The sequence below is a fragment of the Halomonas sp. PA16-9 genome, from assembly GCF_009728585.1.
Lineage (GTDB): Bacteria > Pseudomonadota > Gammaproteobacteria > Pseudomonadales > Halomonadaceae > Vreelandella > Vreelandella titanicae.
The window spans coordinates 1,014,864-1,040,100 of sequence record NZ_CP040451.1; the positions used below are offsets into that span (position 1 = coordinate 1,014,864).

25 protein-coding genes and 4 pseudogenes are annotated in these 25,237 nt (G+C 55.5%); 19 read left to right on the plus strand and 10 right to left on the minus strand.

Annotated elements, in window-relative coordinates; translation table 11 throughout:
* The first annotated feature begins 121 nt into the window (after positions 1-121).
* From FDY98_RS26935 to FDY98_RS04755, 5 genes and pseudogenes are all read left to right on the plus strand, one after another.
* Positions 122-871 carry a di-heme oxidoredictase family protein gene (locus tag FDY98_RS26935; RefSeq protein ID WP_442907958.1) on the plus strand — a complete coding sequence of 250 codons (750 nt, stop codon included), beginning with the start codon at positions 122-124 and terminating at the stop codon, positions 869-871.
* A gap of 1 nt (position 872) precedes the next feature.
* Complete coding sequence (locus tag FDY98_RS26940) at positions 873-1,004, plus strand: hypothetical protein (RefSeq protein WP_340146729.1); 132 nt, start codon at positions 873-875, stop codon at positions 1,002-1,004.
* A 16-nt stretch (positions 1,005-1,020) separates the two neighbouring features.
* Complete coding sequence (locus FDY98_RS04745; RefSeq protein ID WP_340146848.1) at positions 1,021-1,896, plus strand: imelysin family protein; 876 nt, start codon at positions 1,021-1,023, stop codon at positions 1,894-1,896.
* Between the two features lie 177 nt (positions 1,897-2,073).
* Positions 2,074-2,987 (plus strand): annotated as a pseudogene (locus FDY98_RS04750) (DUF1513 domain-containing protein).
* Between the two features lie 183 nt (positions 2,988-3,170).
* A pseudogene (locus tag FDY98_RS04755) lies at positions 3,171-4,821 on the plus strand (multidrug ABC transporter permease/ATP-binding protein).
* 23 nt (positions 4,822-4,844) lie between these two features.
* On the opposite strand, the gene fhuF reads toward FDY98_RS04755, so the two are convergent.
* The 7 genes and pseudogenes from fhuF to FDY98_RS29330 form a co-directional block, all read right to left on the minus strand.
* Entirely contained in the window at positions 4,845-5,324 is a 480-nt protein-coding gene (fhuF, locus tag FDY98_RS26945) for a siderophore-iron reductase FhuF (protein ID WP_340146730.1), read from the minus strand.
* Between the two features lie 70 nt (positions 5,325-5,394).
* Positions 5,395-5,631: a hypothetical protein gene (locus FDY98_RS26950; protein ID WP_340146731.1), complete on the minus strand. Its 237-nt coding sequence runs from the start codon at positions 5,629-5,631 to the stop codon at positions 5,395-5,397.
* Between the two features lie 148 nt (positions 5,632-5,779).
* Positions 5,780-6,547 (minus strand): ABC transporter ATP-binding protein, encoded by a 768-nt coding sequence (locus FDY98_RS04765; RefSeq protein ID WP_027957190.1) that lies wholly within the window; start codon positions 6,545-6,547, stop codon positions 5,780-5,782.
* A gap of 166 nt (positions 6,548-6,713) precedes the next feature.
* Positions 6,714-7,511, minus strand: coding sequence for an inositol monophosphatase family protein (locus FDY98_RS04770; protein WP_035538915.1), 798 nt, complete (start codon positions 7,509-7,511; stop codon positions 6,714-6,716).
* A gap of 175 nt (positions 7,512-7,686) precedes the next feature.
* Positions 7,687-7,878: a PD-(D/E)XK nuclease domain-containing protein gene (locus FDY98_RS26955; protein ID WP_340146732.1), complete on the minus strand. Its 192-nt coding sequence runs from the start codon at positions 7,876-7,878 to the stop codon at positions 7,687-7,689.
* A gap of 73 nt (positions 7,879-7,951) precedes the next feature.
* Positions 7,952-9,188: pseudogene (locus tag FDY98_RS26960) on the minus strand (ATP-binding protein).
* 68 nt (positions 9,189-9,256) lie between these two features.
* Positions 9,257-10,821, minus strand: a pseudogene (locus FDY98_RS29330) (ATP-binding protein).
* Positions 10,822-11,357: 536 nt separating this feature from the next.
* Between FDY98_RS29330 and FDY98_RS25935 the strand changes: the two are divergent.
* The 3 genes from FDY98_RS25935 to FDY98_RS25945 are packed head-to-tail and all read left to right on the plus strand — an operon-like array spanning position 11,358 to position 13,292.
* Positions 11,358-11,894, plus strand: coding sequence for a TonB-dependent receptor plug domain-containing protein (locus FDY98_RS25935; protein WP_196518120.1), 537 nt, complete (start codon positions 11,358-11,360; stop codon positions 11,892-11,894).
* A gap of 34 nt (positions 11,895-11,928) precedes the next feature.
* Positions 11,929-12,717 (plus strand): TonB-dependent receptor domain-containing protein, encoded by a 789-nt coding sequence (locus tag FDY98_RS25940; RefSeq protein WP_196518121.1) that lies wholly within the window; start codon positions 11,929-11,931, stop codon positions 12,715-12,717.
* Positions 12,714-13,292: a TonB-dependent receptor domain-containing protein gene (locus FDY98_RS25945; protein ID WP_196518122.1), complete on the plus strand. Its 579-nt coding sequence runs from the start codon at positions 12,714-12,716 to the stop codon at positions 13,290-13,292. The genes FDY98_RS25940 and FDY98_RS25945 overlap by 4 nt, the downstream gene beginning before the upstream one ends.
* Positions 13,293-13,332: 40 nt before the next feature.
* Here the strand turns inward: FDY98_RS25945 and FDY98_RS04790 are convergent, their stop codons facing one another.
* The 3 genes from FDY98_RS04790 to FDY98_RS26970 all read right to left on the minus strand — a co-directional run bounded on the left by FDY98_RS04790 (position 13,333) and on the right by FDY98_RS26970 (position 16,494).
* Positions 13,333-14,319, minus strand: coding sequence for an ABC transporter substrate-binding protein (locus FDY98_RS04790; protein WP_157831347.1), 987 nt, complete (start codon positions 14,317-14,319; stop codon positions 13,333-13,335).
* Between the two features lie 103 nt (positions 14,320-14,422).
* On the minus strand, positions 14,423-15,952 hold the full coding sequence (locus FDY98_RS04795) for a TonB-dependent siderophore receptor (RefSeq protein ID WP_340146736.1): 1,530 nt from the start codon (positions 15,950-15,952) through the stop codon (positions 14,423-14,425).
* Entirely contained in the window at positions 15,949-16,494 is a 546-nt protein-coding gene (locus FDY98_RS26970) for a TonB-dependent receptor plug domain-containing protein (protein WP_340146737.1), read from the minus strand. The genes FDY98_RS04795 and FDY98_RS26970 overlap by 4 nt, the downstream gene beginning before the upstream one ends.
* 466 nt (positions 16,495-16,960) lie before the next feature.
* Here FDY98_RS26970 and FDY98_RS26975 point away from each other — a divergent pair, with 466 nt between their 5' ends.
* The 11 genes from FDY98_RS26975 (at position 16,961) to FDY98_RS25960 (ending at position 25,220) form a co-directional block, all read left to right on the plus strand.
* Positions 16,961-17,293 (plus strand): sigma factor-like helix-turn-helix DNA-binding protein, encoded by a 333-nt coding sequence (locus FDY98_RS26975; RefSeq protein ID WP_340146738.1) that lies wholly within the window; start codon positions 16,961-16,963, stop codon positions 17,291-17,293.
* A gap of 110 nt (positions 17,294-17,403) precedes the next feature.
* A complete protein-coding gene (locus FDY98_RS04805; protein WP_231500591.1) occupies positions 17,404-17,622 on the plus strand; it encodes a FecR/PupR family sigma factor regulator in 219 nt (72 codons plus the stop codon).
* A gap of 256 nt (positions 17,623-17,878) precedes the next feature.
* Positions 17,879-18,124, plus strand: coding sequence for an MbtH family protein (locus tag FDY98_RS04810; RefSeq protein WP_022522944.1), 246 nt, complete (start codon positions 17,879-17,881; stop codon positions 18,122-18,124).
* On the plus strand, positions 18,114-18,854 hold the full coding sequence (locus FDY98_RS04815; protein ID WP_027957182.1) for a thioesterase II family protein: 741 nt from the start codon (positions 18,114-18,116) through the stop codon (positions 18,852-18,854). Before FDY98_RS04810 ends, FDY98_RS04815 begins: the two co-directional genes overlap by 11 nt.
* Positions 18,832-19,386 carry a 4'-phosphopantetheinyl transferase family protein gene (locus FDY98_RS04820; RefSeq protein ID WP_155705695.1) on the plus strand — a complete coding sequence of 185 codons (555 nt, stop codon included), beginning with the start codon at positions 18,832-18,834 and terminating at the stop codon, positions 19,384-19,386. The genes FDY98_RS04815 and FDY98_RS04820 overlap by 23 nt, the downstream gene beginning before the upstream one ends.
* Entirely contained in the window at positions 19,293-19,643 is a 351-nt protein-coding gene (locus FDY98_RS29335; RefSeq protein ID WP_155705696.1) for a 4'-phosphopantetheinyl transferase family protein, read from the plus strand. Before FDY98_RS04820 ends, FDY98_RS29335 begins: the two co-directional genes overlap by 94 nt.
* A complete protein-coding gene (locus FDY98_RS04830; RefSeq protein WP_051430594.1) occupies positions 19,576-20,577 on the plus strand; it encodes a TauD/TfdA family dioxygenase in 1,002 nt (333 codons plus the stop codon). Before FDY98_RS29335 ends, FDY98_RS04830 begins: the two co-directional genes overlap by 68 nt.
* A 69-nt stretch (positions 20,578-20,646) precedes the next feature.
* Positions 20,647-24,108 (plus strand): condensation domain-containing protein, encoded by a 3,462-nt coding sequence (locus FDY98_RS04835; protein ID WP_340146739.1) that lies wholly within the window; start codon positions 20,647-20,649, stop codon positions 24,106-24,108.
* 14 nt (positions 24,109-24,122) lie between these two features.
* Positions 24,123-24,509, plus strand: a complete 387-nt coding sequence (locus tag FDY98_RS25950; protein ID WP_196518124.1) for a TauD/TfdA family dioxygenase — start codon at positions 24,123-24,125, stop codon at positions 24,507-24,509.
* 112 nt (positions 24,510-24,621) lie between these two features.
* On the plus strand, positions 24,622-24,837 hold the full coding sequence (locus tag FDY98_RS25955) for a hypothetical protein (protein ID WP_340146740.1): 216 nt from the start codon (positions 24,622-24,624) through the stop codon (positions 24,835-24,837).
* A complete protein-coding gene (locus FDY98_RS25960) occupies positions 24,792-25,220 on the plus strand; it encodes a TauD/TfdA family dioxygenase (RefSeq protein ID WP_196518127.1) in 429 nt (142 codons plus the stop codon). Before FDY98_RS25955 ends, FDY98_RS25960 begins: the two co-directional genes overlap by 46 nt.
* Positions 25,221-25,237 lie beyond the last annotated feature (17 nt).

A 25,237-nucleotide genomic window follows, 5' to 3' on the forward strand; every position in this document is an offset into this window, starting at 1 on the left:
CGTTTTACTCGATTGCCGAGCCCGCCTACGGTGAGTTGCCCGAGGATCTGCAGACCTCGCCGCGGCTGGCTCCGCCGATGATTGGCCTGGGCTGCTGGCGGCAATTCCTGAAGCCGACCTGCTGGCGGCCGCCGACCCTGACGACGCGGATGACGACGGCATTTCCGGGCGCGCCAATCGGGTTTGGGATCTGCGTACCGGCAGCACCGTTATGGGGCGTTTCGGCTGGAAAGCCGGAGAGCCCAGCATTGAGCAGCAGGGCCTGCATGCCTTCGCCGGGGATATGGGGCTGACCTCCAGTCTGGTGCCACAAACCGACTGCATGGAGAGCCAGGGGTGCGATGATTTTCCTAACGGTGGCACGCCTGAGGTCAGCGATGACGTGGCCGACTTCGTGACCTTCTACGCCTCCAGCTTGGCGGTACCGATGCGACGCAATATGGATGACTCAGCGGTGAAACAGGGCGCTGAGAGATTTAACGCGCTCGGCTGCGCGAGCTGCCATACGCCGCGCCATCGCACCGCTGCGGATACTGCCCGTCCGGCGCTAGCCAATCAGGAAATATGGCCCTATAGCGACCTACTGCTCCACGATCTGGCGATGCCCTGGCTGATCATCGCAGCGAGTTCCAGGCCGATGGCCGAGAATGGCGCACCCCGCCGCTGTGGGGCATCGGCTTGGCGCAAACGGTTAACCCCCGGGCTGGTTTTCTCCACGATGGTCGCGCCCGCACTCTGGAAGAGGCGATACTCTGGCACGGTGGTGAGGCAGAAAGCGCTACCCAGGGCTATCGCGCATTGCCCGCTGACCAGCGAGCGGAACTTATACGTTTCCTTGAATCCCTGTAAGTCATTACTGTTAAGGAGTTAACGTGATCGCATCTCTTCGCCGCCTGAGTTTGCTGGCTTGCGCGCTACTCGCGACGCCGCTCTCTTTTGCTACGGACACCCCTACGCCGCGGAAATGTGGCACGGCGCGGTGGAACTTCAGTATGCTGAGCTGAGCGCCGCTCCGAGCGCCTGGAAGCTAGCGCCGCACGCTTTTGCCAGAGCCCAGACGAAGCGCTCAGACAGCGGCTGGAAAATGACTGGCTGAGCGCCTATCAAGCTTGGCAGGCGGTGCGTTTTATTCAGTTCGGCCCGGTCGAGCAGAATAGCCGAGGCTGGCAACTGCAATTCTGGCCAGACCGTAAAAACCTGGTGGGCAGCAAGGTGCGCGGCTGGCTGAAGGCAGCCGAAGCCCCGGATGCCCAAGATATCGCCAGTGACAGCGTGGCGATTCAAGGCTTTCCCGCCCTTGAATACTTGCTTTATGACGACGCCATGGACGAACAGGCCCTGAGCGACCCTGGAGCCTGCTCGCTGATGCAGGCCATCACCACGCATCTTGCTGATACCACAAGCGCGCTGCATCGCGACTGGCAGGCCTTTGGCGAGCACTATCTTGAGACTCCTGACTACACGGAGACCACGCTGGCGAGCGCCATCCAGGCTCTCGAAATACTCGAAGATAAACGGCTCGGTGAGCCCATGGGCCTTAAAGGCGCACCCGCCAACGGCTACTTGGCGGAAGCGTGGCGAAGCGGACAAACGGTTCGATTGGTAGAGAGCAGCCTGGAGGGTCTGCGTACCGGCTTCTTGCCGGGGCTCACCGCGCTGTTGCGCGAGGCCGATGCGCTGCCGCTCGCCGAGGCGTTTCGTGATCAGTTGGATAAGACACTCGTTCAGGCCAGCGAACTGCCACCGGGCTTGGTGCCTTCCCTTGAAGACGAAGAGGCGTTTCGCGGTCTGCAGTCGCTCTACCTCGACATCAGCCAGCTACGCCATCTACTGGGTAACGAGATCGCTGGTGAACTGGGGCTGGTACGAGGCTTTAACTCCAGCGATGGGGATTGAACCATGCAGCGACGCCAAGTACTCAAAGTAGGGTTGGGCAGCGTCGCCATGGCGCTGACCCCGCTGAGTTGGGCGCTGCCCGCGCGGGAGGAAGCCGCTTGGCTGTTCAGCGCGGTAGACGACCCCAGAGGAGGGCATTACATCGCCGGGGTGGCATTGGATGGTCAGACCCGCTTTATGATCGAAGTACCCGAGCGCTGCCATGGAGGCTGTCTGCGGCCCGACTCTCGCCAGGCGGTATTGTTTGCTCGCCGCCCTGGCACACGGATGCATGTGATCGATGGGACAGCCGCCAATTAGCCCACACCATTGCGGCCGGGGAGGGCTACCACTTCTACGGGCATGGCGTTTTCGACCTGAGCGGGCGCTATCTGTATGTCACCGCCAATCGTTTGGAGGACAGCGCCGGGCTAGTGCGCGTTTACGACGCTGCCAACGACTACGCCCATGTGCGCGATATGCCGCTGGGTGGTATCGGGCCTCATGAGCTTAGGCTGATGCCGGATGGTGACACACTGGTGATTGGTTTGGGGGGGATCAAGACTCATCCTGACTATGGCCGGGTTAAACTCAATCTTGATACCATGGCACCAGCGCTGATGCTGCTGGATCGCCACAGCGGTGAGATTCTGGCCCGTCACGAACCTTCGCACCACCAGCTCAGCTGTCGTCATCTGGATGTAGCGGCGGACGGTACCGTGATCGCTGGCTACCAGTTTGAAGGGCCCGAGTGGGAGACCCATCCGCTGATCTGTCGTCTGGCTGCCGACGGGCACTTCTCTGAGCTGGCGCTGCCCGAGGACGTCACTGCCAGCTTGAACCAATACACCGCCAGCGTGGCGTTTAGCCGTATCTCTAACACTGTGCTAGTCACCGCACCCCGCGGCAACCGGGTACTGCTGCTGGATACCGCGCAAGGCAAGCTTATTGCCAGCCTGGCGCTGCCCGACGCCGCCGGCGCCCGCTGCGACGGCAACGGCGGCTTTCTGGTCTCCTCCGGCCAGGGCGGGCTTTACCGAGTAACACCTGGCTCGGCAACACCCCAACTGGTCGCCAGTCTGGAACTCCGCTGGGATAACCATCTGACATAGCCCTTCGGAATCGCCCTTAGGAATAGCTCTTAGGAATAGCTCTTAGGAATAGCGTTCCGGTTCAGACTACTCTTTGTCAGGCCTCTGTCGCTGCTCGTTTGCCACCCAATATGAATGACGTCTTCTTGGTGAGAGGCGCTGCTGTTAGACTTCAGCGCTCTTTACAGGAAGGCAAGGAGCCCCATGGAACTGCTGCGCTTAGTATTTCATCACTACCGCTGGCCCTTTTTAGGCGCCATTGCTTTGAGCCTATTGAGCGCTGGCTTAGGGGTCGGGGTAATTGCCTTTATCAACCAGCGGCTTATCGAAGTAGGCAGTATGGCGGCGCTGCCGCAATTTCTCGGCCTGCTGGCGGTGCTCCTGGCGGTCACACTCAGTACGCAATTAGCGCTGACCGTGTTGGGGCACCACTTTGTGTTTGACCTACGCTCGCGGCTGGTGAAGCGGATTCTCGACACCGATATTGAGCGCTTGGAGCAGTTGGGCAACGCCACCTTGCTGGCCAGTCTGTCCAGCGATGTGCGCAACATCACCATTGGCTTTGTGCGTCTGCCGGAGCTGATTCAGGGCGTGGTGCTAACGCTTGCCTCGGTGGCCTATTTGGCATGGCTTTCGCCGCAAATGGTGGTGATCACCGTGCTGTGGATCGCGTTCACCATGGGTGGGTTGGGTGCTGGTGTCGCGGGTGTATCGCCATTTTCGCCTCGTGCGTGAAAGCGAAGACAGTCTGTATAAAGATTTCCAGGCGGCCATTGAAGGGCGCAAAGAGCTGGCGCTCAACCGCGACCGTGCCCGGCGCTTTTATGACGAGCGCTATACCGCCAATGCCCGTGACTACCGTCACCACATTATCCGCGCCGATACCTACCATTTAAGCGCTAACAACTGGTCTAACATTATGATGTTGGGCGCCATCGGGGTGGTGTTTTTCCTCTCTAATGGATTGGGGTGGGCGAGTACCACGGTGGCTTCCACCTTTGCATTGACGCTGCTATTCCTGCGTACGCCGCTGATTCAGGCGGTGGGCGCTTGGCCAACGCTGATCAGTGCCCAGGTCGCTTTTGATAAATTGAGCAGCCTGGAGCTAGCCGAGTACCAATCAAGCTTTGCCGTCGACGATACGCTGGCTGATTGGCAGCGTCTGGAGCTGGAGGAAGTCACTTATCATTACCCGGACACTGCCCAGGGCGAGGGCTTCCAGGTGGGGCCACTCAATATGGCTCTAGAGCGCGGTGAGCAGGTGTTTCTGATCGGCGGCAACGGCAGCGGTAAGTCGACCCTGGCAAGGCTACTCTCGGGGTTATACCGCCCCCAAAGCGGCACCATTAAGATTGATGGCGAGGTTGTTACTGCTGCTCAGTGGGAAGCGTTCCGTGCTCGCTTTGCCAGCGTGTTTACCGATTTCCACCAGTTTGATCAGACCATGGGCCCTGAAGGCCTACCTGCTGACCAGAAGGTCGTTGATACCTGGCTTGAGCGACTGCAGATGCAGCATAAATTGCAGTGGGAGGGTGATCGCGTCATCAACACTCAGCTCTCACAAGGTCAGCGTAAACGCCTGGCGTTGCTGCTGGCGATTGCCGAAAAGCGCGATATCTTGCTGCTCGACGAGTGGGCGGCGGATCAAGACCCGCAGTTCCGGCGGCTGTTCTACCGCGAGCTGTTACCGCACTTGAAAGCAATGGGTAAAACCGTGTTTGCTATCAGCCATGACGACAGCTACTTCGTCCACGCTGATCGGTTGCTGGAGATGTCGAAGGGGCAGCTTAGCGAGCTGAAAGGCGAGCAGCGTGCGCGGGCAAGCGAAGATGCAGTTGCGCAAATTAATATCTAAACCGTGTTAAAAATACTAACGTGTTAACGGACGACCTGTTTGGCGCGCTTTCGCGCTTCCAGGTCGCAGCCCTCTAGCGGGCAGGTGCCGCAGGTATCAAACTCATCCAGTAAATAGCGCAGGCAGCAAAGCTTGCGCACCCGCTTAACTTCCTCACTCCCCTTGGGCGTAAAGTAACGCACCGGCTGAAACAGCGGGTTGCGCTTGCCGTTGGGCAGGTTGCGCGCTTCCAGCAGCGCCTTGGCGGCCTCAAACGCCTGCCTATTGGCAAGCGGGTGCTCGCCCAGCGCGTTGACGTAAAAGTCCAGATAGCCACCGGCATTGCTCCAGAACACCCGCTGTGCAGCGCCGGAGATAGCCGCTAATTGCTCAATCAACGGTGCCCAGTGCTGCTCAATCAGGGTAGCAAAACGCTCAAACGGGTCGTGAGTGGTTATCGACGTGCCTTCGTGGGGCAACCACAGCCGCGAGGTGGCGCCCTTGTCGTTAAAGATAACCTGCATGTCGTCCAGCCCACCGGCAGGTCACGGTTAAGCAGCAGGTTGGCAGTCAGTGTGGGAACGGTTAGCGCACTTAAGTGCCATTTCGACCAGATCGATACCACTGCCCGCTGGTCTCCGCTGGGTACTGTTCAGTGAAACGGGAGAGATCCTCTTTGAGCCAATCGGCATTCCGCCAACGGGCTGTTTTGAACGCTTCCAGCGGTGGCGTTCCACCTATTAACGGCGGCGTAAAGTTCGCCAACGGCCCGGTGTAGCAGGACGCTAACGAAGGCTCGAACAGTTGCGGCTGACGCAGAGCAGAGGGCATCGCGAGGCTCCATCACAGGGATTTAGCGCAGGGTTTTACACAGCACACAGGGGAAATATGGCATCCAGCTTAATCGATAATGCGTATCAGTTGAAGCGTTTGGTTGCGAATGAGTGCTTTTAAATGTCTTTGGCCTCGGAGAATAACGTTATTGAGCCACGGCGATATTGTGCTCTCCGTTGGGGTGCTTCATGACCTGCATCGGTAGGCCATAAATCGCTTCTAAGGTGCTGCAGCTCATCAAATCACCCGGGCTGCCATGGGCCAGCAAGCGACCGCTGTGCAGTGCCATCAGCTCGTCGCAGTAGCGCGAGGCCATGTTGATATCGTGCAGTACAATAATCACCCCAAGATTTAGCTCATCGCACAGCTTACGGATCAGCGCCAGCACTTCGATTTGGTGAGCGATATCCAGCGCCGCTAGCGGCTCATCCAACAGCAGGAATCGGCTGCCCTGGGCGAGTAGCATCGCCAACCAGACCCTTTGACGTTCACCACCAGAGAGCGTGTCGACCAAGCGGTCGGCAAAGGCCTCTGTGTGGGTCAGGGCAATGGCGCGATCAATGGCATCTTTGTCTTTCTGGGTGTGGCGGCCCAGCAGCCCGTGCCATGGGTAGCGGCCAAAGGCGACTAGCTCGCGTCCGGTAAGACTTTCTGCACTTGGTAAATGCTGGGGCAGGTAAGCCACCTGACGGGCGAACTCACGATTTCCCCAGTCACTCAGCGGGCGTTGATCAAAGTGAACCTCCCCCTGGCTTACCGGCTGCTGCTGGGCCATGAGCTTGATCAGCGTCGACTTGCCCGAGCCGTTATGGCCAATCAGGCCGTAAACCTTGCCCTCATGAAAACTGTGGTCAATGGGATTTAAAATCTGCTTACCATTGATTTCAAAGGTGGCGCCTTTGACCTCGAACATGAATGACTCCTGGAGATAGGGTTGATGATAATGCCTCCATTCTAGTGCTAATGGTTCTCATTTTAACAAAAAAATGAAAAGATTTACGTGATAGATGGCAAACGCCGCTTGGGGAAAGCAGGCAAGGGGTAGGTCTCAGGTGGTTAGAGATGACGTTGGTCGTTTATCAGCAAGACGCTAAACACGCTAGCAGTTGTCCATGCCTCTCGGGGTGCGCCGCAAGTAAACTGTTCCATTGAGAGGGATTCGGCTCGCCAGTGAGATCCGTGACGGTGTAGCCAGCTTCTCTGGCAATCACAATACCGGCGGCGATATCCCAAAAGTCGAGCTTAGCGCCTTGAGACCAAAAAGCATCAAACCGGCCCAGGCTGGTGTAGGCGATCTCCAGCGCCGCCGATCCTGGGCTGCGGATACCGGCCACCTGGGGCATTAGAGCAGCGAGTTGATCTAGGGCCGTCGTACAGTCGCCTTTAGCGTGGTAGGGCAGGCAGGTGCTTATAAGCATCTCGTTCAGTGGGCGAGGTTCAGGCGTAGTGAGCGGCGTGTCGTTGAGGAAGACGCCGGTGCCAAGGCTGGCCCAAAGCATTTCATCAAGCAGCGGTTGATAGACAACGCCGATGATCAGCTCATCGCCCTTAGTAACCGCGATGGAGACTGAGAAGTGAGGCACCCCATGCAAAAAGTTGCTGGTGCCATCGAGAGGGTCAATGATGACGGTATAGTCACTATCGGTGGGTGTAAGCCCGCTCTCTTCACCTAGGAAAGCGATATCGGGAAAGGCGCTATTGATACAGTCGATAATGATGTTCTCGGCGGCCGTATCGTAGTAGCTGACAAAGTCTGACGCCCCCTTTTGCTCAAAGGCGATTCTGCCCTTTAGCGAATATCCCTCGCGTAACAGCGCACCTGCCTCGTACGCCGCCTGCTTCACCGTTTCGAGTAGGTCGTTACTGCTATCGAGCATTGTATTTCCCCTGGGCATTCATCGTGCCTTAGTGAATGGCAAAAACTGTATGCATTCAATGTAACCAGCCATTCATGACGCGGAGATGACAGTGGCGGATAGATTGGTAGCTAAGCCAAGGTCTCCACCTCAAACGCCACAATTTGGCGCTCAACGCTGGAAAACTCCACGCCGATCAGGTGATGGGCTTGCCCGAAGCGCGGTGCTTATCGGCATAGCCTTTATGTTTGATCTGCTCCAGCGCTTTACCTTCCGGCAGTTGTTCCACCACTTTGAACTCAAACAGGTAGATATGCCCACCAAAGTCCACGCTCATATCCACCTTGCCGTGGTGGCTGGCGTCTTCCACGGTTACATCCAGCCCCAAGGCCGCAAAGTGGCTGTAAAAGACACTGGCATAATGCCCTTCGTATTTGGCGATGGGGTTGTTGCGGTACCAGTCATGGGGGTCCGGCGTAGAGCGCCTTTAAGTGAGCTTCCAACGCAGCAAGGTCATGGCGCTGAAAAGTGTCAAATAACGCCAGTTGGTAGGTTTGCGCATCGCTTGTGTTAATACCCAATACTGGCAGCAATAAATCGTTAAGGCTGCTTTCTACCTCCCTGTTCGGAAAGCCCAGCGTATAGAGGATAACCCAGCATGGGTTCCTGCACGTCTTTAATGGTGATGTAGCCGGTTTGGACAGCAGCCCTTCGGTGGTGATATCGTCGACATCAAAGCGGCCGAGCAACTGTGCTTTTGCTTGCAAGGTCTCCAATCGAGGGGTAAACACCCCGCGTTGTTTGAGAATATCGACCAAAAACGTTGGCGTCGCGGACTCAAACCAGTACGGGCCGAATTCTTGCTCTTGGAACAGCAATAGTACATCGAAGGGATTGTAGACAGAGGTAACCTCACGACCACCCCAGCGATAGCCGTTATACCACTGTTTGATTTCCTGACGGTCTAACCCAGAAAGTTCAGGTTCAAATACGGTATCGATATCGTCATCGGTATAACCACACAAGGTTGCATAGTCGGGCGAAAGGGTAATATCGCGGAGATTGTTCAAGCCCGAAAACAGGCTGACCTTGCTGAATTTGGAAACGCCGGTAAGCAGCACGAAGTGTAGGTGCGGGTCGGCGTCTTTCAGCACGCTGTAAAGGTTCTTCAAACCCTCGCGCAGTTCCCGGGCACGCTCCGGCGCCAGGATGTTATCCAGAATCGGCTTGTCGTACTCGTCAATCAGGATGACCACCCGCTGACCACTCTGCTGGTGGGCGGCACGAATGAGGGCGGAAAATTCACCCGGTATATCGGTTTTTATGGTGGTGGGTAATGCCGAGTCGCTCTCGTTGAACGCGTAGCTGCTCACGAATACGCTCATCCAGCCCTTCACGGCCCTGCATCACGCCATCGGCAAAGCTAATACGAATCACCGGGTAGCGCTGCTGCCAGTCCCACCTGTCGTGGAGATACAGCCCTTCGAACAGCGCCTGGCGACCTTCAAACAGGCAGCGCAGGGTGTCCAGCAAGAGACTTTTGCCGAAGCGGCGTGGCCGCGAGAGGAAGTAGTATTTGTTCTGGTTAACCAAACGCTCAATGTGCGGTGTCTTATCGACGTAGTAATAGTTCCCTTCGCGGATATCCGAGAACGTCTGAATCCCGATGGGTAGCTTACGGCGGTGGGCATCCGGCATAGTGGGTCTCCAGAGCAAAGCAGCGATACGAGCAGCAGTTTAGCATGCTCACAGATGGGTGTTACGACCTACTCAAGAGTCTCCACCTCAAACGCCACAATCTGGCGCTCAACGCTGGAAAACTCCACGCCGATCAGGTGGATGGGCTTGCCCGAAGCGCGGTGCTTATCGGCATAGTCTTTATGTTTGATCTGCTCCAGCGCTTTACCTTCCGGCAGTTGTTCCACCACTTTGAACTCAAACAGGTAGATATGCCCACCAAAGTCCACGCTCATATCCACCTTGCCATGGTGGCTGGCGTCTTCCACGGTTACATCCAGCCCCAAGGCCGCAAAGTGGCTGTAAAAGACGCTGGCATAATGCCCTTCGTATTTGGCGATGGGATTGTTGCGGTACCAGTCGTGGGGCAGACCTGCGTAGAGCGCTTTGAGGTGCGTTTCCAATCCGGCCAGGTCGTGCTGGCTTAAATGACGAAACAGTGTTCTGCGCTCGCGTGGGGCGTTCTCGACCCCCAGTGACGGCAGCAGCGCATGGTTGAGGCTGGTTTCGACTTCGCGGTTAGGGAAGCCAAGGGTGTACTGGCGGTAGCCCCGCAGAGGCTCTTCTACTTGCTGAATGGTGAGGTAGCCGGTTTGAAACAGCAGACCTTCAGTGCTGATCTGGTCAACATCAAACTGGCTGAGCAATTCATACTCGGTTTCCCAATGATCCAATGAGGGAGTAAACACACCGCGTTGTTTGAGAATGTCGACCAGGAATGTTGGTGTGGCAGACTCAAACCAGTACGGGCCGAACTCGCGCTTCTGAAACAGCAACAGCACATCGAAAGGGTTGTAGACAGTCGTTACCTCACCGCCACCCCAACGATAGCCGTTATACCACTGGCGGATCGCCTCGCGATCAAGGCCGGGTAGTTCAGGGCGAAGACCGTGTCGATGTCCTCGTCGGTATAGCCGCAAATCGTGCTGAAGGGGGCATCCAGGGTGATATCATTGAGGTTATTCAATCCTGAGAAAAGGCTGACCTTACTGAATTTGGAAACGCCGGTGAGCAACACAAAGTGCAAGTATGGGTCGGCGTCTTTAATAACGCTGTAAAGGTTCTTCAAACCCTCACGCAATTCCCGGGCGCGCTCCGGTACCAGGATATTGTCCAGAATCGGCTTGTCGTACTCATCAATCAGAATGACCACCCGTTGACCACTCTGCTGGTGGGCGGCACGAATGAGGGCAGAAAATTCACCCGGTATATCGGTTTTATGGTGGTGGGTAATGCCGAGTTGCTCACGCTGGACGCGTAGCTGCTCACGAATACGCTCATCCAGCCCTTCACGGCCCTGCATCACGCCATCGGCAAAGCTAATACGAATCACCGGGTAGCGCTGCTGCCAATCCCACCTGTCGTGGAGATACAGCCCTTCGAACAGCGCCTGGCGACCTTCAAACAGGCAACGCAGGGTGTCCAGCAAGAGACTTTTGCCGAAGCGGCGTGGCCGCGAGAGGAAGTAGTATTTGTTCTGGTTAACCAAACGCTCAATGTGCGGTGTCTTATCGACGTAGTAATAGTTCCCTTCGCGGATATCCGAGAACGTCTGAATCCCGATGGGTAGCTTACGGCGGTGGGCATCCGTCACGGTGGGTCTCCAGAGCAAAAAAACAACGTTACGACCAATAGTCTAGCATGCTCACCGATTGCATTTCGCAGTGACGAGCTTGTTAGTGGAAGGCGTATGTGGTTTCACTGCGTGAGGTAGCAAGATGAGTAGCAGAGAAAGCTGGATATCTATAGGAACGAGAGAATTTTCGTATGGTTAGCTTGTAATGAGGGAGCGAAGAAAGTGAGGTGTGAGGAATTCTTTATTAAATGTAAATGATAATTATGTAGATTTGTTTTATATTTAATTCTCACACACTTTTAAAAAGGGAACGGTTGCATGTTTAAGGGAAAATACGCTCTGTCCTGTCAGAGCGGGGTGTTGGTGGCCACATTGGTTGCGGTGCCAGTTTATTCAGCAGCTCAGGAAGAAGAACCGGTCTCCGAATTGGAGAGCTTAACGGTAACAGCAGAGCGAGTGGGGGCGCAGGGGCCAGATGTGGGCTATCAGGCAGAGCGCAGTCTAACGGCAACCAAACGGATACCCCTCTGTCTGAAACACCACGCGCCATTTCGGTGGTAACGAGGAATCAGATTGAGGATCAGGGAGCACAAACACTGGGTAACATTTTAGATTATGTGCCAGGTGTTAACAGTGCCAACTATCCTGGCGGCGATGCGCTGGCTGGTGATATTTTCTATATCCGCGGTATGAACCAGCGTGATTACGGATACGGTACCTATCGAGATGGTTTACGCGTGCAGTCTAATGCCTACGCCACTTCGGCCGAGCCATATGGCTTAGAGAGGGTTGAAGTGCTCAAGGGGCCGACATCGATTTTATACGGTGAAAACGTGCCCGGTGGAATGGTGAATTTGGTTAGCAAGCGCCCTACGTATGAACGACAGGGAGAGGTCAATCTTAGCTATGGAACCCATGACCGACGGCAGTTCTCCTCTGATGTATCGGGTGCACTGAATGAAGATGGCAGCATCCGTGGTCGAATGGTGTCCCTGGTTCGCGAGGCTGATACGCAAATCAATAGCATGAGGATGATCGAATTTACTTTGCCCCGTCATTGGCCATCGATCTTGGCGACAGGGATACCCTGACCCTGCTGGTCAATATCAAAAGGACAGCACCGAGATGCAACTGGGGCTGCCGGCATCGGGCACGCTACTCGACAATCCAGGCGGTAAACTGGGTACTGATACCAACCTGGGGCATCCAGACTGGGATGGTTTTGATCGGGAATTCTGGACATTGGGTTATGAATACGAGCACCGTTTTGATAGCGACTGGACGTTTCGTCAAAATGGACGTTACACACGTTCCTTAATAGATCGGCAGGAAACTTGGTTGCAGTTCGTCGATGCCGGGTACGGTTCTAACATTGGAGCCTATAATCTTGACCGGGCCAATGAGTCCAGGATCTACACCATCGATAACCAAGTGGTCGGCAACCTGACAAAAGGAGCGCTCGAAAGCACTCTGCTGTTCGGTGCCAGCTTCGATAGGACATCACTCGAACAAAGCCAGTATGCCAGTGACATCGCCATGGGTGAGTTCTACCTTGTCGATATTTTTGATCCTCAGTACAGCAGCGAGCCACAAACTTCTCGTTTGGTTAGTGATGGCGACCTAAAGCAGGATTTGTTTGGAACCTATGCCCAGTGGCAAGGTAAGGTAGGCGGTTTAATTGCCCTGGTGGGTGGTCGTTATGACTGGGCTGATAGTGAATACGATGACTATACAGCAGCCAATGATGATATTCAGCGTACCGACGAGGCGTTCAGCTGGCAAACCGGATTGATGTATCAGTTTGCCAACGGCATCTCTCCTTATGTGAGCTACTCTACTACTTTCGTACCGGTTCAACTTAGCACTGAAGACAACTTTAAACCCATCACCGGCGACCAGATAGAAGTAGGGTGAAGTACGCACCTGAGGACTGGAATACCCAAGTGACGGTGTCTGCTTACGATATCACCAAGCAAGATGACGTTAGCTATGACGGAGGCACCGGCGACTATCGACAAATTGGTGAGACACAATCCCAGGGTTTAGAAGTTGAGGTCAAAAGTGATGTTAACGAAAGCCTGAGCCTGACCGCTGCTTATAGTTATATCGATGCCAGGGTCATCGAAGATGCTGGTTCGCGCTTGGAAGATGGGCAAATTACGGGGATTCCGCGTCATCAGGCCTCTGTCTGGGCCAATTATATCTTCCGTCAGGGGGCATTGAACGGCTTGCAGACGGGCCTCGGAGTTCGTTACCTGGGCAAATCCTACGCTTATCCACCAGAAAGTCTTGATTACGGCACACTTGAAATAGGTAGCGAGACGCTAATCGATGCGGCCATTGGTTACGATTTCGGCAATAACTGGAGTGCTAAACTCAACGCCAACAATCTTTTTGATCGTGAATATGTTGCTCGCTGTAACAACGGAGGGCGCTGCTATTGGGGGGCCGGTCGCACCGTGCTGGGAACTGTGTCCTACGATTGGTAGTACATAAGCAGTGAGGAAGTAATCGTTCGTGTCGCATCGCCTACCTGAGTGGCGGTGCGGCGCTTTCAATAAGTTGGCTGACAAGACTGTCGGCAAAATGCAGTGCCGCAGGTAGACCTCCCCAAGACCAGTAGTTGGTAGGGATAATAAAATAGTTGTCTTCTTTCACAGTTGGTAAGTGCCGCCACTGGCCATCAGACAGTAGTTGACTCTGCCCTCCTGGAGGATCATAGGGGCTTTCAAGGAATATCATTTTAGCGTTGATGCTAAACAGAGACGTTGCGCTGACTGTCGTCATTCCCCACTGGCCTAAGTCGCCCTGCCAGGCGTTCTGAAGTCCAAGGCGATTTAGCACCATGCCTTCAACGCTTCCTTTGCCATAAACGCGGGCATGGCGCTCATCCACTAGACGTACCATTAAAAAAGGTTCGTTGATGCTATCAAGCTGGCTTTTTAAATTGTCAAAGTCGCTGTTGGTTTGCTCAATATACTGCTCCGATGCAGCAGTGTCATTGACGAGGGTACCAAGCTGGCGAGTCAACGCCTCCACCGCTTCCCAGTGGCTCTGTTCGTTATTAATGCCGGAAAAGTTGTACAGCGGATACTCCCTAACATCCGCAATTTTTCTGAGCCGTGGGAGTAAGCTGGCATGAGCAGGCGGTGAAATTAGAATATGTTGTGGGGGATCGCTTGCCAGTAGCTCAAGGTTAGGGAGGTGGCGATAACCCAGGTTAGTCGTATCGGGAATAATGCCATCTTGACGGGAGTAGGTTTCATACCCTTCAAGGCCCGACAGAAACCTAGGCGGATGACCCATTGCATTGAGGGTCTCCGCGATGGCGAAGTCAAACGTCGCTAGTGGCACCTCGTTGTTTTTATCGCTGGCTGTCGATACATTGCTCATCAATGAACCTATGAGCAATGCGGTCAATAAAGCCATGCTTTTAGGGTGTAGAGCTGGATAAAGTATCCCTTTTTGATATGTCACGATCATGCCTGTGTTTTGCGAATAAAGAAGTGCCTTCATCACCACTGATAGGACGCCGTGCCTACAACACTGCGAGGCTCTCCGTAATAACATGCGTAGGTGCAGGACTCGATATAGGTTTCATCAGTCAGGTTGGTCGCATTCAAGGAAAGTAGCCATGGGCCCGTCTCATAGCTGACCATGGCATCAACCAGGGTAAAATCAGGCACTTCGCCATCAAGGGGGCGTTAGGAAGCGTTGATCCAACATAGCGTACCCCTGCCCCCAGTTTTAGCCCCGGCAGACCGAAATCACTGAGGCGATAGTCACCCCATAGTGAGAACTGGTTGTAGGGTGCCTGACCGGTTCGTTCCCCGGCTTTTTCGGGGGTCGCCGGGCTGCTTTTTGTTGTCCGAGCATCAGTGTAGGCATACGCTGCGACTAGATTGGCATTGAGACCGATCTCCGTCTTGGCCTCCAGCTCGACACCCCGAGAGCGCACTTCGCCTATTTGTGTCTGGAAGTTAGTGTTGACCGGGTCGGCGACCAGCACGTTATCTTGAGTCAATTCGTAAGCGGTGGCGGTGAGCATGGTATCGAACCCCTTGGGCTGATAGCGGATGCCTACCTCGTACTGCTCGCCTTGGGTGGGCTCGAACTGATTGCCGTTGCGATCGGTGCCAGTCGCTACCTCAAAGGATTGACTGAAGCTGGCGAAGGGTGCCAAGCCATTATCGGCCAGGTAAACGAATCCAACACGACCGGTGAAAGCATCATCATCCTGCTGTTGTTCTTGAGAGGGATCGAAGTACCGAGCAGCTTCGGTATCCGTCCAATCTTGACGCCCGCCCAGCATGACCACCCATTTATCGGCAATCTTCATCTGGTTCTGAACATACAGTCCCACCTGCTGCTTACGGCTCAGATTGGAATAGTTATTAGGGGTGCTTTCACTCAATTGCCCACTCCCATAGGCAGGGTTATAGAGATCCAGAGCAGGGATGCTCTGCTGGTAGCGTTCTGTTTCGTGGCGCTGGCGGACATAGTCAAGGCCGACCAGAGAGGTATTGGTTGTCGTTCCGGCCTCCCAGTCATACTGCAAGGACGTATCGGAGGAGATTGCCCTGGAAGCATCACGCCGATCATGGGCGGTTCTGGAAAAAAGTCGCCCAGCGGAGCTTTGAGGCTGCTGAGAAATGCCGACGTTGTCGAAGTTTCTATCCGAGTGGAAGCTGCGCAAATTGTGGCGCAGCTTCAGGCGATTGGAAAAATCGTGCTCGAACAGATAACCAAGTGAGTAGCTTTCGTTATCGTAGTCATCGAAGCCGGGTTCACCAACGAACCGATCCCGCGGTATATCGCCATTGGGATTGGCAAGAATAGTGCCGCTGGCAGGCAGCCCATAGATATAAGTCGTCTCGTCCCGCTGATACTCACTGAGTAGGGTGAGGGAGGTATTCTCATTCGGCTGCCACTTTAAGGCAGGTGCGATGTAGGTGCGATCATCTGGCACATGGTCGACAAAGGTGTTGCTATCGCGGCGAAGCATGGTTAAACGGTAGGAAAACTCACCATCTTCATCCAGGGAGTCAGAGAAGTCCGCAGAGACCTGGCGTCGATCAAAACTGCCTACCTGGAAATTAACTTCTCGCAGGGGGGCGCTGGTAGGGCGCTTACTGACCGCATTGATCAAGCCCCGGGAGACGCCACACCATAGAGAATTGACGATGGCCCCTTGAGTACCTCCAGTCTCTCCAGGCCATAGAGCTCCTGCTGGGCATCGAATATGTTGACCTGATACTTGCTGCCATCCCGGTAACTGTTATACACACTGAAACCGCGAATCATCATGCTGTCGTGGGTTGTATCAGCACCTCCTCCGCCATAAGCGCTTGATACGCCCGCTGTGTAGCCCAGCGCCTGGTTGACGTTCCGTGCGCCATAGTTGCGAAACTCCTGGCTACCAATGACGGAAATCGATTGCGGTGTTTCAATGATAGGCGTATCGGTTTTGGTGCCGGTTGCGCTGCGGGTGGCGGCAATACCCAGCACAGGCCCTGTAGCTTCTTCATAAAGACGACTTTCCGTGACTTGCAGTGTGGGTAGCGCGGTGGAGGTTTCACTACCTGAAGATGCCCTCTGTTCGGCCTGCTGAGCAAACACAGCCCGTGTGTTGCAGACAGCCACTGCAACGGCAGCCGTTAGCCACCGCTTGCGGAAAGTAGGTTGGTTCAAGAATATTCTCCTTGCATAGAGTTCGTTTTAATTCTTAATGTTAATCATTATTGTTTATATTATGAATGTCTTTTATGCAGTGTCAACGCTGCTTAATGAACTTGGGCAAGTCTGCCCAAGCAGGTGAAGGTTGTGGCTTCTAAAAATAACGTCAACAAGCATATCGTTATAAAAAGTGAGTTAGCTCTCACCAGTTGACTTGTCAGGCTCTAACGCAAATAATAATTATTGCCATTTATTCCGTGGTGTTAATCAAGGCAGGAGGCCGAGCTGTGGATACCCAGACCTGGAGCGCTGAGTTAGAAGATATCTTCGTTAATCAGCGGCCCCGGCTCTGCTGTGTCGCCGCAAGAGTATTGGGCAATGCTGATCAAGCCGATGATGTCGTGCAGGACGCCTATCTAAAAATTTCGGAAGCAACCACGCTTTTTGAGGTGAAGCAGCCTATATCTTACGTGTCACGTGTGTGCGCAACCTCGCCATTGACCGCTGCCGCCGTTCGGCGTTTGAGTCAACTTTGTTTGCAAAAGAAGAGGAGGGGGATACCACCTCTTACGCGTCACACTCTCCAGAGGTGATCGCGATTGACCGCCAGGCCTTGGCACAGGTGGTGGACGCGTTGGACGAGCTGCCCGAGCGTACGCGGCGCGCTTTTGAGCTCTATCGTTCGGGAAGTCATACGCAGCGGGAAGTGGCCCACTTGTTAGGTATTTCCACCACGTTAGTTAATTTTATGATTCGCGATGCATTGACTCATTGCCGCCAGTCGCTACAAGGCCAGATGTTGCCAGATCGGTAAGCCCACGTTCCGTCCCTTCTTTGTTGTCGCTTTGTTACACTGTCAGCAAATAGCGTTGATAATATTACACGCTTCCCGAGACAGTGTTCAGCAGGCAGCAGTAGCGAGGTTTGACAGTAACGATGGATAACGACAGCGGCGATGATGCCGTTTGGCAAACGGCGCTAGACTGGCTGATGCGCGAGCATGAAAAGACGTTGAGCGACGCTGATCGCGAGGCGCTTCATGCGTGGTTAGCGGCTTCTTCTCAGCACCGCCGTGTATTTCGTGAAGCCGAACAGCTATGGCTGCTAACGGGGATGATTCCAAGTGGTGATGAGCGCAACTGATCAGTCACTGTTTTTTTTACTCTCCTCCTTCGGTTGTCAGGCTAACTAAATGGTCGCGAGCTAAAGCTGCCTCCTACTGGTGCAATTCTTAGTCTGGCAAAGGTAATTCTATGCCTACGCCCTAGCGGCCCCTCCCCTTATTTTTTCTATTTTCCTACCCCAACATTAAATTTTCTGACGCCTCACTCGTCATTGAGTAATGAGAAGTAATTGCGTTTTATTTTCTCATTCCTTTGGCAACGATGAGGTTAGTCCCATGACAAGCTGTTTTGATCGTGAAGATGGTGTCTTCCGCGTATTAGTCAACCACGAAGAGCAGTACTCCCTCTGGCCAGAATGGAAAGCGATTCCCGCTGGCTGGACCGATACCGGCGTACTCGGCGATAAGCCAACCTGCCTCGACTACGTCGAAAAGACCTGGACTGATATGCGGCCATTGTCGCTGCGCCAGTGGATGGATGAGCAGGCTAACGCTGAGGCGGAGCAGGTGGATGCAGGTTAAGCGTTTAAGGCTGCTCTGCCTGCCCTGTGCCGGGGCTAGCGCCACTATGTATTTGCGCTGGAAGCGTCAGTTGCCCGCCTGGATCGAGGTATATCCCGTCGAGCTGCCTGGGCGTGGTGAACGCCTGGGTGAGTCGCTCATCGATGACTTCGAGACCCAGGTCGTGCGCCTGTGCGAAGAGCAAGCAACGCGGATGCGTGGAGACTTTGTCCTGTTCGGTCACAGCATGGGGGCGTTGTTGGCCTACGGCATGGCAGCTCGCTTGCGCGATGTAGGGCGACCTCAGCCGCGGATGCTGTTCGCCTCAGGCAGCGCGGCGCCCTCAATGCGCGACTCAGACCGCTTGGCGGGCCTTGATAACGACAAAGCCCTGATTGCGGATCTTCGCCAACAGGGCGGCACCCCAGAGGAAGTGTTCGAAAGCCCGGAACTGCTGCGCCTTACCCTCGATATCTTGATGGCGGACTATAGCCTCTGCCGCAGTTTCCGCTATCGCGGCGGGTCGCCGCTTGGTTATCCCTTACAGGTACTCGCAGGGCGCGATGACGATATCGAAAGAGAGCGTTTAGAAGCGTGGCAGCGAGAAGCGGGCGGGGCATTCTCGTTGGACTGGTTCGAAGGAGGGCACTTCTTTATTCGCCAGCAGCAAGCACAAGTGCTGGAGACTATCGAACGGGCGCTAACTCGACGGCTTGAGGAGGTGCCCCATGCAGCGCCTGCAGTTAGCTGAAGGGGCTCCTGAGGGGCTTGAAGTCTGGCGCTTATCGCTCGACCTGAACGCCCCGGTGGCTGACGAAGATGATCGGTTGCTGAGTCGAGCCGAGTGGCAGCGCGCCCAGCGGCTTCGCCATCACGCTGATGTCGTACGCGCTGTGGCGACACGCGCTGCCCTACGGCGACTGCTATCAGCGCGCACCGGCGTGGCGCCTGAAAAGTTGGTGTTCACTCAGAACGCTTACGGCAAACCAGCGTTGGAAAACGCTGATGGGCCTGCTTTCAATGTCTCCCACTCTGGCCATGTCGCCCTGATCGCGCTTGCTCCCGGCGGCGCGGTGGGGGTCGATATTGAGCGCTGCCGACCCGAGGCCGAGCTGGCGCCGCTGCAAGGGCTGGTGCTATCGCCAAGTGAGCAGCTCGCCACGCACGCGACGGCTTCGCACTGCCCTTTATGGAGCGCTGGGTGGTTAAAGAGGCGGTGCTCAAAGCCTTGGGCCTGGGCATCGCTGATCATTTGCAGGCGCTCTCGATCACTTCCTCTTTAGGGCCGCCAGGCACCTATCACCTTGAGCACTCGCTTCCCGTTTCATCACCTTTGCAAGCATGGCCGCTGCCAGCGCCGAGTGGCTATGCCGCTGCCCTGAGTTATGTCGAATCAAGCTATGTCGATTCAGGCTATTCACACACAAACGCCCAGGGTAAACGCTACTCAACGAATTTTCAGGAGTTCAATAATGGACAGCCAAAGCGCAACACCAACGCAACAAACCAACACCATATCCAAACGTCAGGGGCCTGCTGATTCGGAGCTGCCCATTATGATTTCCCCCACCTATCCAGGGCAGCCGCTGCTGGAAGCCTTTGGCGAGTTGCGTGCTGATATTGAGACGCTGGTGGCCAGAGTCGGTGGGGTGTTGCTAAGAGGCTTCGATGTTCCCTCCGTGGACGATTTTCAGCAGTTTGCTGCCGCCTTTGGTCATCCTCTGCTGAGTTATGAGTTCGCCTCAACACCGCGTTCAGCGGTTTCGTCGGGCATTTATACCTCGACCGAGTACCCCGCTCATCAACATATTCCCCTCCACAATGAGCAGGCCTACACCCGCGAGTGGCCGATGAAAATCTGGTTCCACTGTGTCACCGCTTCCCCCGAAGGGGGAGAGACGCCGATAGCCGATAGCCGCGCTATTTACCGCCGTATGCCTGCAGAGATCCGCGAGCGCTTTGCCCCCGGCATTCTCTACGTACGCAACTACGGCGATTTCGACATGCCTTGGCAAAAGGTGTTTAACACCGAAGACCGTGCCGAGGTGGAGGCATTCTGCCAGCGCGCGGGGATTCGTTGTGAGTGGAAGCCTGATGGCGACCTGCGTACTACCCAGTTATGCCAAAGCATAGAGACTCACCCTGTCACCGGTGAGCAGGTGTGGTTTAACCAGGGCCATCTTTTCCATGTCTCCAACCTGCAGCCAGAGGTGCGAGAGTCGCTGGAAGAGCTGCTCGACCCCGAAGACATGCCGCGTAACGTCTTCTTTGCCGATGGTAGCCCCATTGACGATGCCATCTTCGATGAGATCCGCGGCGTACTGGCCGACGAAACGGTGATGTTCCCCTGGCAGGCAGGCGATGTGCTGATGCTCGACAACATGCTGGTCGCCCATGCGCGCACGCCGTTCAAAGGGCCGCGCAAAGTCGTCGTCGCCATGGCGGAAGGTCACGGCAACCTCTCCAACGACTAAACATAACGCCTCATCTAACGGCCAGGAGTTCCAGCAGGTACGCATATGAATATTAGGCACGCTCAGACAATGAACAGCCACCCGTCCCATAACGTTGTTAACCACAGCTTCGTTGAGCATTTAAGTCGCCTGGCCCAGGAAAGGCCCAGCGACAGGGCGCTGATTGTAGTGAACGCACAAGGTGAGACCACCCTTGACTACGCCACCCTGGAACGGCGTTCCCGCGCCCTGGCCAGCGAGCTCCAACAGCGGTTCCCGGCTGGTGAGCGTGCCTTGATCCTGCTGGATAACGATGAACACTATGTGGTGGCGTTCTTCGCCTGCCTATATGCCGGGGTGATTGCCGTGCCGGTCTTCCCTCCAGAGTCGGCCAAGCAGCAACATCTGGCACGTCTGCTCGCCATTGCCGCCGACTCCCAGGCCGCCTGTGTGCTCACCTCTACAACGATTATCGATGTGGTCGCATCTGCAAGCGAAGGCTTCGGCAGCGCCGAACTGATCCCCGTGGATGCCGTAGATGAGAGCCGCGCTGAACACTGGATTGAGCATCGCCCAAAGCGTGGTGATCTCGCCTTTTTACAGTACACCTCAGGTTCCACGGCCACTCCCAAAGGGGTGATGGTTAGCCATGGGAACCTGATGGCGAACGAGCGTGCTATTGAGACGGGCTTCTCGATTGGTGCCGACGATGTTTTCGTCAGTTGGCTGCCGCTTTACCACGACATGGGGCTGATCGGTGGCCTGCTGCAGCCCATCTATCGCGGTATCCCTGCGGTATTGATGAGCCCCACTTTCTTTTTACAGCGGCCGGTACGCTGGCTGGAAGCGATCTCCCGCCACCGGGGCACCATTAGTGGTGGCCCCGATTTCGCCTATCGACTGTGTCTTGAGCGTATCCGTGACGAGCAGCTTGAGGCGCTCGACTTATCTAGCTGGCGGGTCGCGTTCTCAGGCGCCGAGCCGGTACGCCACGATACCCTCACGGGCTTTATCGAACGCTTCCGCCCAGCGGGCTTTGCCGCTGATACCGCAGCACCCTGTTATGGCTTGGCCGAAGCAACGCTATTGGTTAGCTGTAATTCGCGCGGTACGGGCGTGGTGGGTACTGCTTTTTCTCAACAATCGCTGGCCGAGGGAAAGGCTGCCTCAGCGGTTGAAGGCAACACCCTGGTGGGCTGCGGTACACCGGAACCCGGTCACGCTATCGATATTGTCGACCCTGAGGGGCTTCACTCGCTGCCCAGTGGTGAAGTCGGCGAGATCTGGGTCAATGGGCCCAGCGTGGCGCACGGGTATTGGCAGAACCCAGAAGCAACAGCGCAAGCCTTTGTTACCCGCGATGGGGTCAGTTGGCAGCGCACCGATGATACTGATGCACAGAACCACGACGTCCGCGATGATCGCTGGCTGCGCACCGGCGATCTAGGCTTTCTGCACGAAGGGCAGTTGTATATCGCTGGGCGTATTAAGGATCTGATCATTCTGCGCGGTCATAACGTCTACCCTCAGGATATCGAGAGCGCTGTTGAGGCGGAAGTAGAAGCAGTGCGCAAAGGGCGCGTGGCGGCCTTTGCCGTGACCACGCCGGAAGGCGCCGAAGGGATCGGCGTTGCGGCAGAAGTCTCCCGTGGTATGCAGAAACTAGTGCCTGCCGAGAAGTTGGTTGAAGCGCTAAGCGAGACAGTGGGGAGCACTTGCCATGAGCCGCTTTCGGTAGTGCTACTGCTCAACCCAGGTGGCCTTCCCAAAACCTCCAGCGGTAAATTGCAGCGCAGCACCTGCCGCCAAGGCTGGGAGGCGGGTAGCCTGGATGCCTACGCCATTCACGCCTTTGGGCGTTTTGTCAGTGATGGTGACGCTGAGGGCGGAGGAAAGTCATCGCCATCGCCTGCGGAAGCTGGGAGCGAAACGGAGCAGGCGTTGGCGAAGCTCTGGCACCAGGTGCTGGGGGACGGCAAGGAAAAGCCGTTGGGAAAAGATGCCCACTTCTTTGCTAGCGGGGGTAATTCTCTGGCGGCGGTGCAGTTAGCTTCACGCATTAGCGATCATTGGGCAATTGATTTCCCGACCAGATCGGTCATGGAAAAGCCGCGCTTTAGTGATGTGGTTGATGAAGTAGAGCGCCGGTTAGCGAAGCCTTCGGCTTTTCGTCAGGGAGCTATCCAGAATCCACTGATGCCGATTTCCCGGTCTTCGGAACTACCTTTGGCACCTGTCCAGCGCCGGCTCTGGCTGGTTGATCGCTTGGCAAGTCAGGCGGGCGACCGTGAGCGTGCCGCCTACAACCTTCCAGCGCTGTTTTCCCTGAAAGGGGAGTTGAATATAGAGGTTCTAGAAAGAACCGTTAATGCCATCGTTGCGCGGCATGAAGCATTGCGTACCCACTACCCTGAAAGCGAGAGTGATGAACCCATCGCGGTTATCGAGGATCAGCGAAACATCGAACTTCCTGTTTTGGATTGCAGTGACCTTCCTGAACGGGAGCAACAGCGATATCTGCAAGATACCTTCACCGAGTATGCGAACACACCATTTGATCTTGTCACGGGCCCTTTAATCAAGGCGGGCTTACTGCGTTTTGGCGCACAAGAACATGCCCTGGTCCTGGTCATTCACCACATTGTCTTCGACGGCTGGTCCACGAGCGTATTCGTCCGGGAATTTGCCTCTCTGTACGGGGAATTGTTGGAAGGGAAGGAGTCTGGGTTACCCGAGCTTGGTATTCAGTACGTGGACTATGCCGCTTGGCATGAGAAAGCACTGTCGGGAGAGGCCTTCGAGCAAAGCGCAACCTTCTGGCGCCGCTATCTAAGTGATGCTCCTCCGCTCTCAACACTACCGGGGGATTTCGCTAGGCCTAGCCAAGTATCGCATGCCGGTAGTGCCCTGAGCATGACATTTAGTCCAGACCAATCACAAGCGTTGAACAAGCTTGCCGCACAGCGTGGCACCACGCTATTTACGCTTCTATTGGCGAGTTTTCAGCTGTTGATGCATCGCCAGACCCGTCAACACGACCTGATTGTGGGAACCGATGTCGCTGGCCGTAGCCATCCCGACGTTGAGCCGTTGATTGGCTTTTTTGTCAATGTAATCCCGCTGCGGTCTCGTTTGTCTGATGGCCAGATTGATTTCGGCCACTGGCTCGAGCAAGTACAGACCAGCGTGCTGGATGCCTTCGATCATCAAAATGTTCCCTTCGACAAAATTGTCGAGCTTTCGGGGATTGGTCGTGAGCGCGACCGTTCCCCCCTGATACAAACCCTCTTCGTACTACAAAACACGCCAACCGAGCGGTTCTCAATTCCGGGCTTGGAAGTGGAGGTAATGCCTCAGCCTCGGCAAGAGTCGAAGTTCGATATGGCGATATTCGTCAATGAGAGTGATACCGGACTATCAGTCGAGTGGGTCTACGCCACCGCATTGTACCGACGCGAAACCATTGAGCACTTAACCGGTGCCTGGCAGTCGCTACTAGCGCAGATCGTGGAAGCTCCCAACATGCCCGTCGAGGAGTTTCGTTTACCCTAATGGAGAAACACGCTATGCAAAACAAGCTTTCAAAAGGTTCCAAACTCAACAAGCTTGGCAGCCTGAAATCCCAGCCAGGTGCGCGCCCCTCGACCAATAGTGATTCACCGATACGAACGGCGCTGCTCGATGAAAAAAGAGTCTTTCCTCTCGTGATCGAAGCGGCGGACGCTGACCTTGATGCGGTGGCGTGGGCAACTTCCCAGCGTGACTTCATCGAGCAAAACTTACGCAAGCATGCAGGCATTCTGTTCCGTAACTTTGGGCTGACCACACCGCAAGAGTTTGAAGCCTTTGCCGAGGCTATCCAGCCGGGCCTTTACGGCAACTATGGTGACCTGCCCAAGAAAGAAGGGGGCGCAATACCTACCGTTCAACCCCCTATCCTGAACGCCAGATGATTCTCTATCACAACGAAAGCTCGCATTTGGAGCGCTGGCCGCGCAAGCAACTGTTCTTCTGCGAATTCCCTTCTCCGTGGGGGGCGCCACCCCGATCGTTGACTGCAGGGAGATGCTACGCCAACTGCCCGCCGATGTGGTGGAGGAGTTCGAGCGCAAAGGGCTGCTTTATGTGCGCACCTTCACCCGCAACCTGGACGTGAGCTGGCGAGACTTTTTCAAAACCGATAGCAAGGAGAGGTTGAAGCGCGGCTCAAAGAAGGGGGAATTGAGTGGCAGTGGTTGGGTGATGACGAACTGCAGACGCGTACGCGCTGCCCAGCGGTAGTCACCCATCCCGTGACCGGTGACCGAGTGTTCTTCAATCAGGTGCAACTCCACCACGTCAGTTGCCTTGAGCCTGATGTGAAAGAAGACCTGCTTGGCATGGTTGGTCAGGAGCGCCTGCCACGCAATGTCTATTTCGGTGATGGCTCCGTAATTAGCGACGAGATGATGAAGGTTGTCGGCGATGCCTACGAAGCCTGCGCGGTGCGCTTCGACTGGCGCCGGGGCGATGTGGTGATGGTCGACAACATGTTAGCAGCCCATGCCCGGGATCCCTACGAGGGGCCACGCAAGATCGTGGTAGCGATGGGAGACATCTATGAGCGTTCGGCGCTGGAAGAGGCTCAAGGAGCAAGTGCCGATGCCGAGTTGGTCGGTCAATGAAGTCACGGGTATTGGGA

Coding starts and splice junctions, on each gene's coding strand:
- FDY98_RS04815 (WP_027957182.1), top strand. CDS start 18,114: ATGCAGGTTAAGCGTTTAAGGCTGCTCTGCCTGCCCTGTGCCGGGGCT.
- FDY98_RS04770 (WP_035538915.1), bottom strand. CDS start 7,511: ATGCTCGATAGCAGTAACGACCTACTCGAAACGGTGAAGCAGGCGGCG.
- fhuF (WP_340146730.1), bottom strand. CDS start 5,324: ATGCAGGTTATCTTTAACGACAAGGGCGCCACCTCGCGGCTGTGGTTG.
- FDY98_RS04835 (WP_340146739.1), top strand. CDS start 20,647: ATGAACAGCCACCCGTCCCATAACGTTGTTAACCACAGCTTCGTTGAG.
- FDY98_RS25955 (WP_340146740.1), top strand. CDS start 24,622: ATGCTACGCCAACTGCCCGCCGATGTGGTGGAGGAGTTCGAGCGCAAA.
- FDY98_RS25950 (WP_196518124.1), top strand. CDS start 24,123: ATGCAAAACAAGCTTTCAAAAGGTTCCAAACTCAACAAGCTTGGCAGC.
- FDY98_RS04820 (WP_155705695.1), top strand. CDS start 18,832: ATGCAGCGCCTGCAGTTAGCTGAAGGGGCTCCTGAGGGGCTTGAAGTC.
- FDY98_RS04810 (WP_022522944.1), top strand. CDS start 17,879: ATGACAAGCTGTTTTGATCGTGAAGATGGTGTCTTCCGCGTATTAGTC.
- FDY98_RS26950 (WP_340146731.1), bottom strand. CDS start 5,631: ATGCCCTCTGCTCTGCGTCAGCCGCAACTGTTCGAGCCTTCGTTAGCG.
- FDY98_RS25940 (WP_196518121.1), top strand. CDS start 11,929: ATGCAACTGGGGCTGCCGGCATCGGGCACGCTACTCGACAATCCAGGC.
- FDY98_RS04830 (WP_051430594.1), top strand. CDS start 19,576: ATGGACAGCCAAAGCGCAACACCAACGCAACAAACCAACACCATATCC.
- FDY98_RS04765 (WP_027957190.1), bottom strand. CDS start 6,547: ATGTTCGAGGTCAAAGGCGCCACCTTTGAAATCAATGGTAAGCAGATT.
- FDY98_RS29335 (WP_155705696.1), top strand. CDS start 19,293: ATGGAGCGCTGGGTGGTTAAAGAGGCGGTGCTCAAAGCCTTGGGCCTG.
- FDY98_RS04790 (WP_157831347.1), bottom strand. CDS start 14,319: ATGAAGGCACTTCTTTATTCGCAAAACACAGGCATGATCGTGACATAT.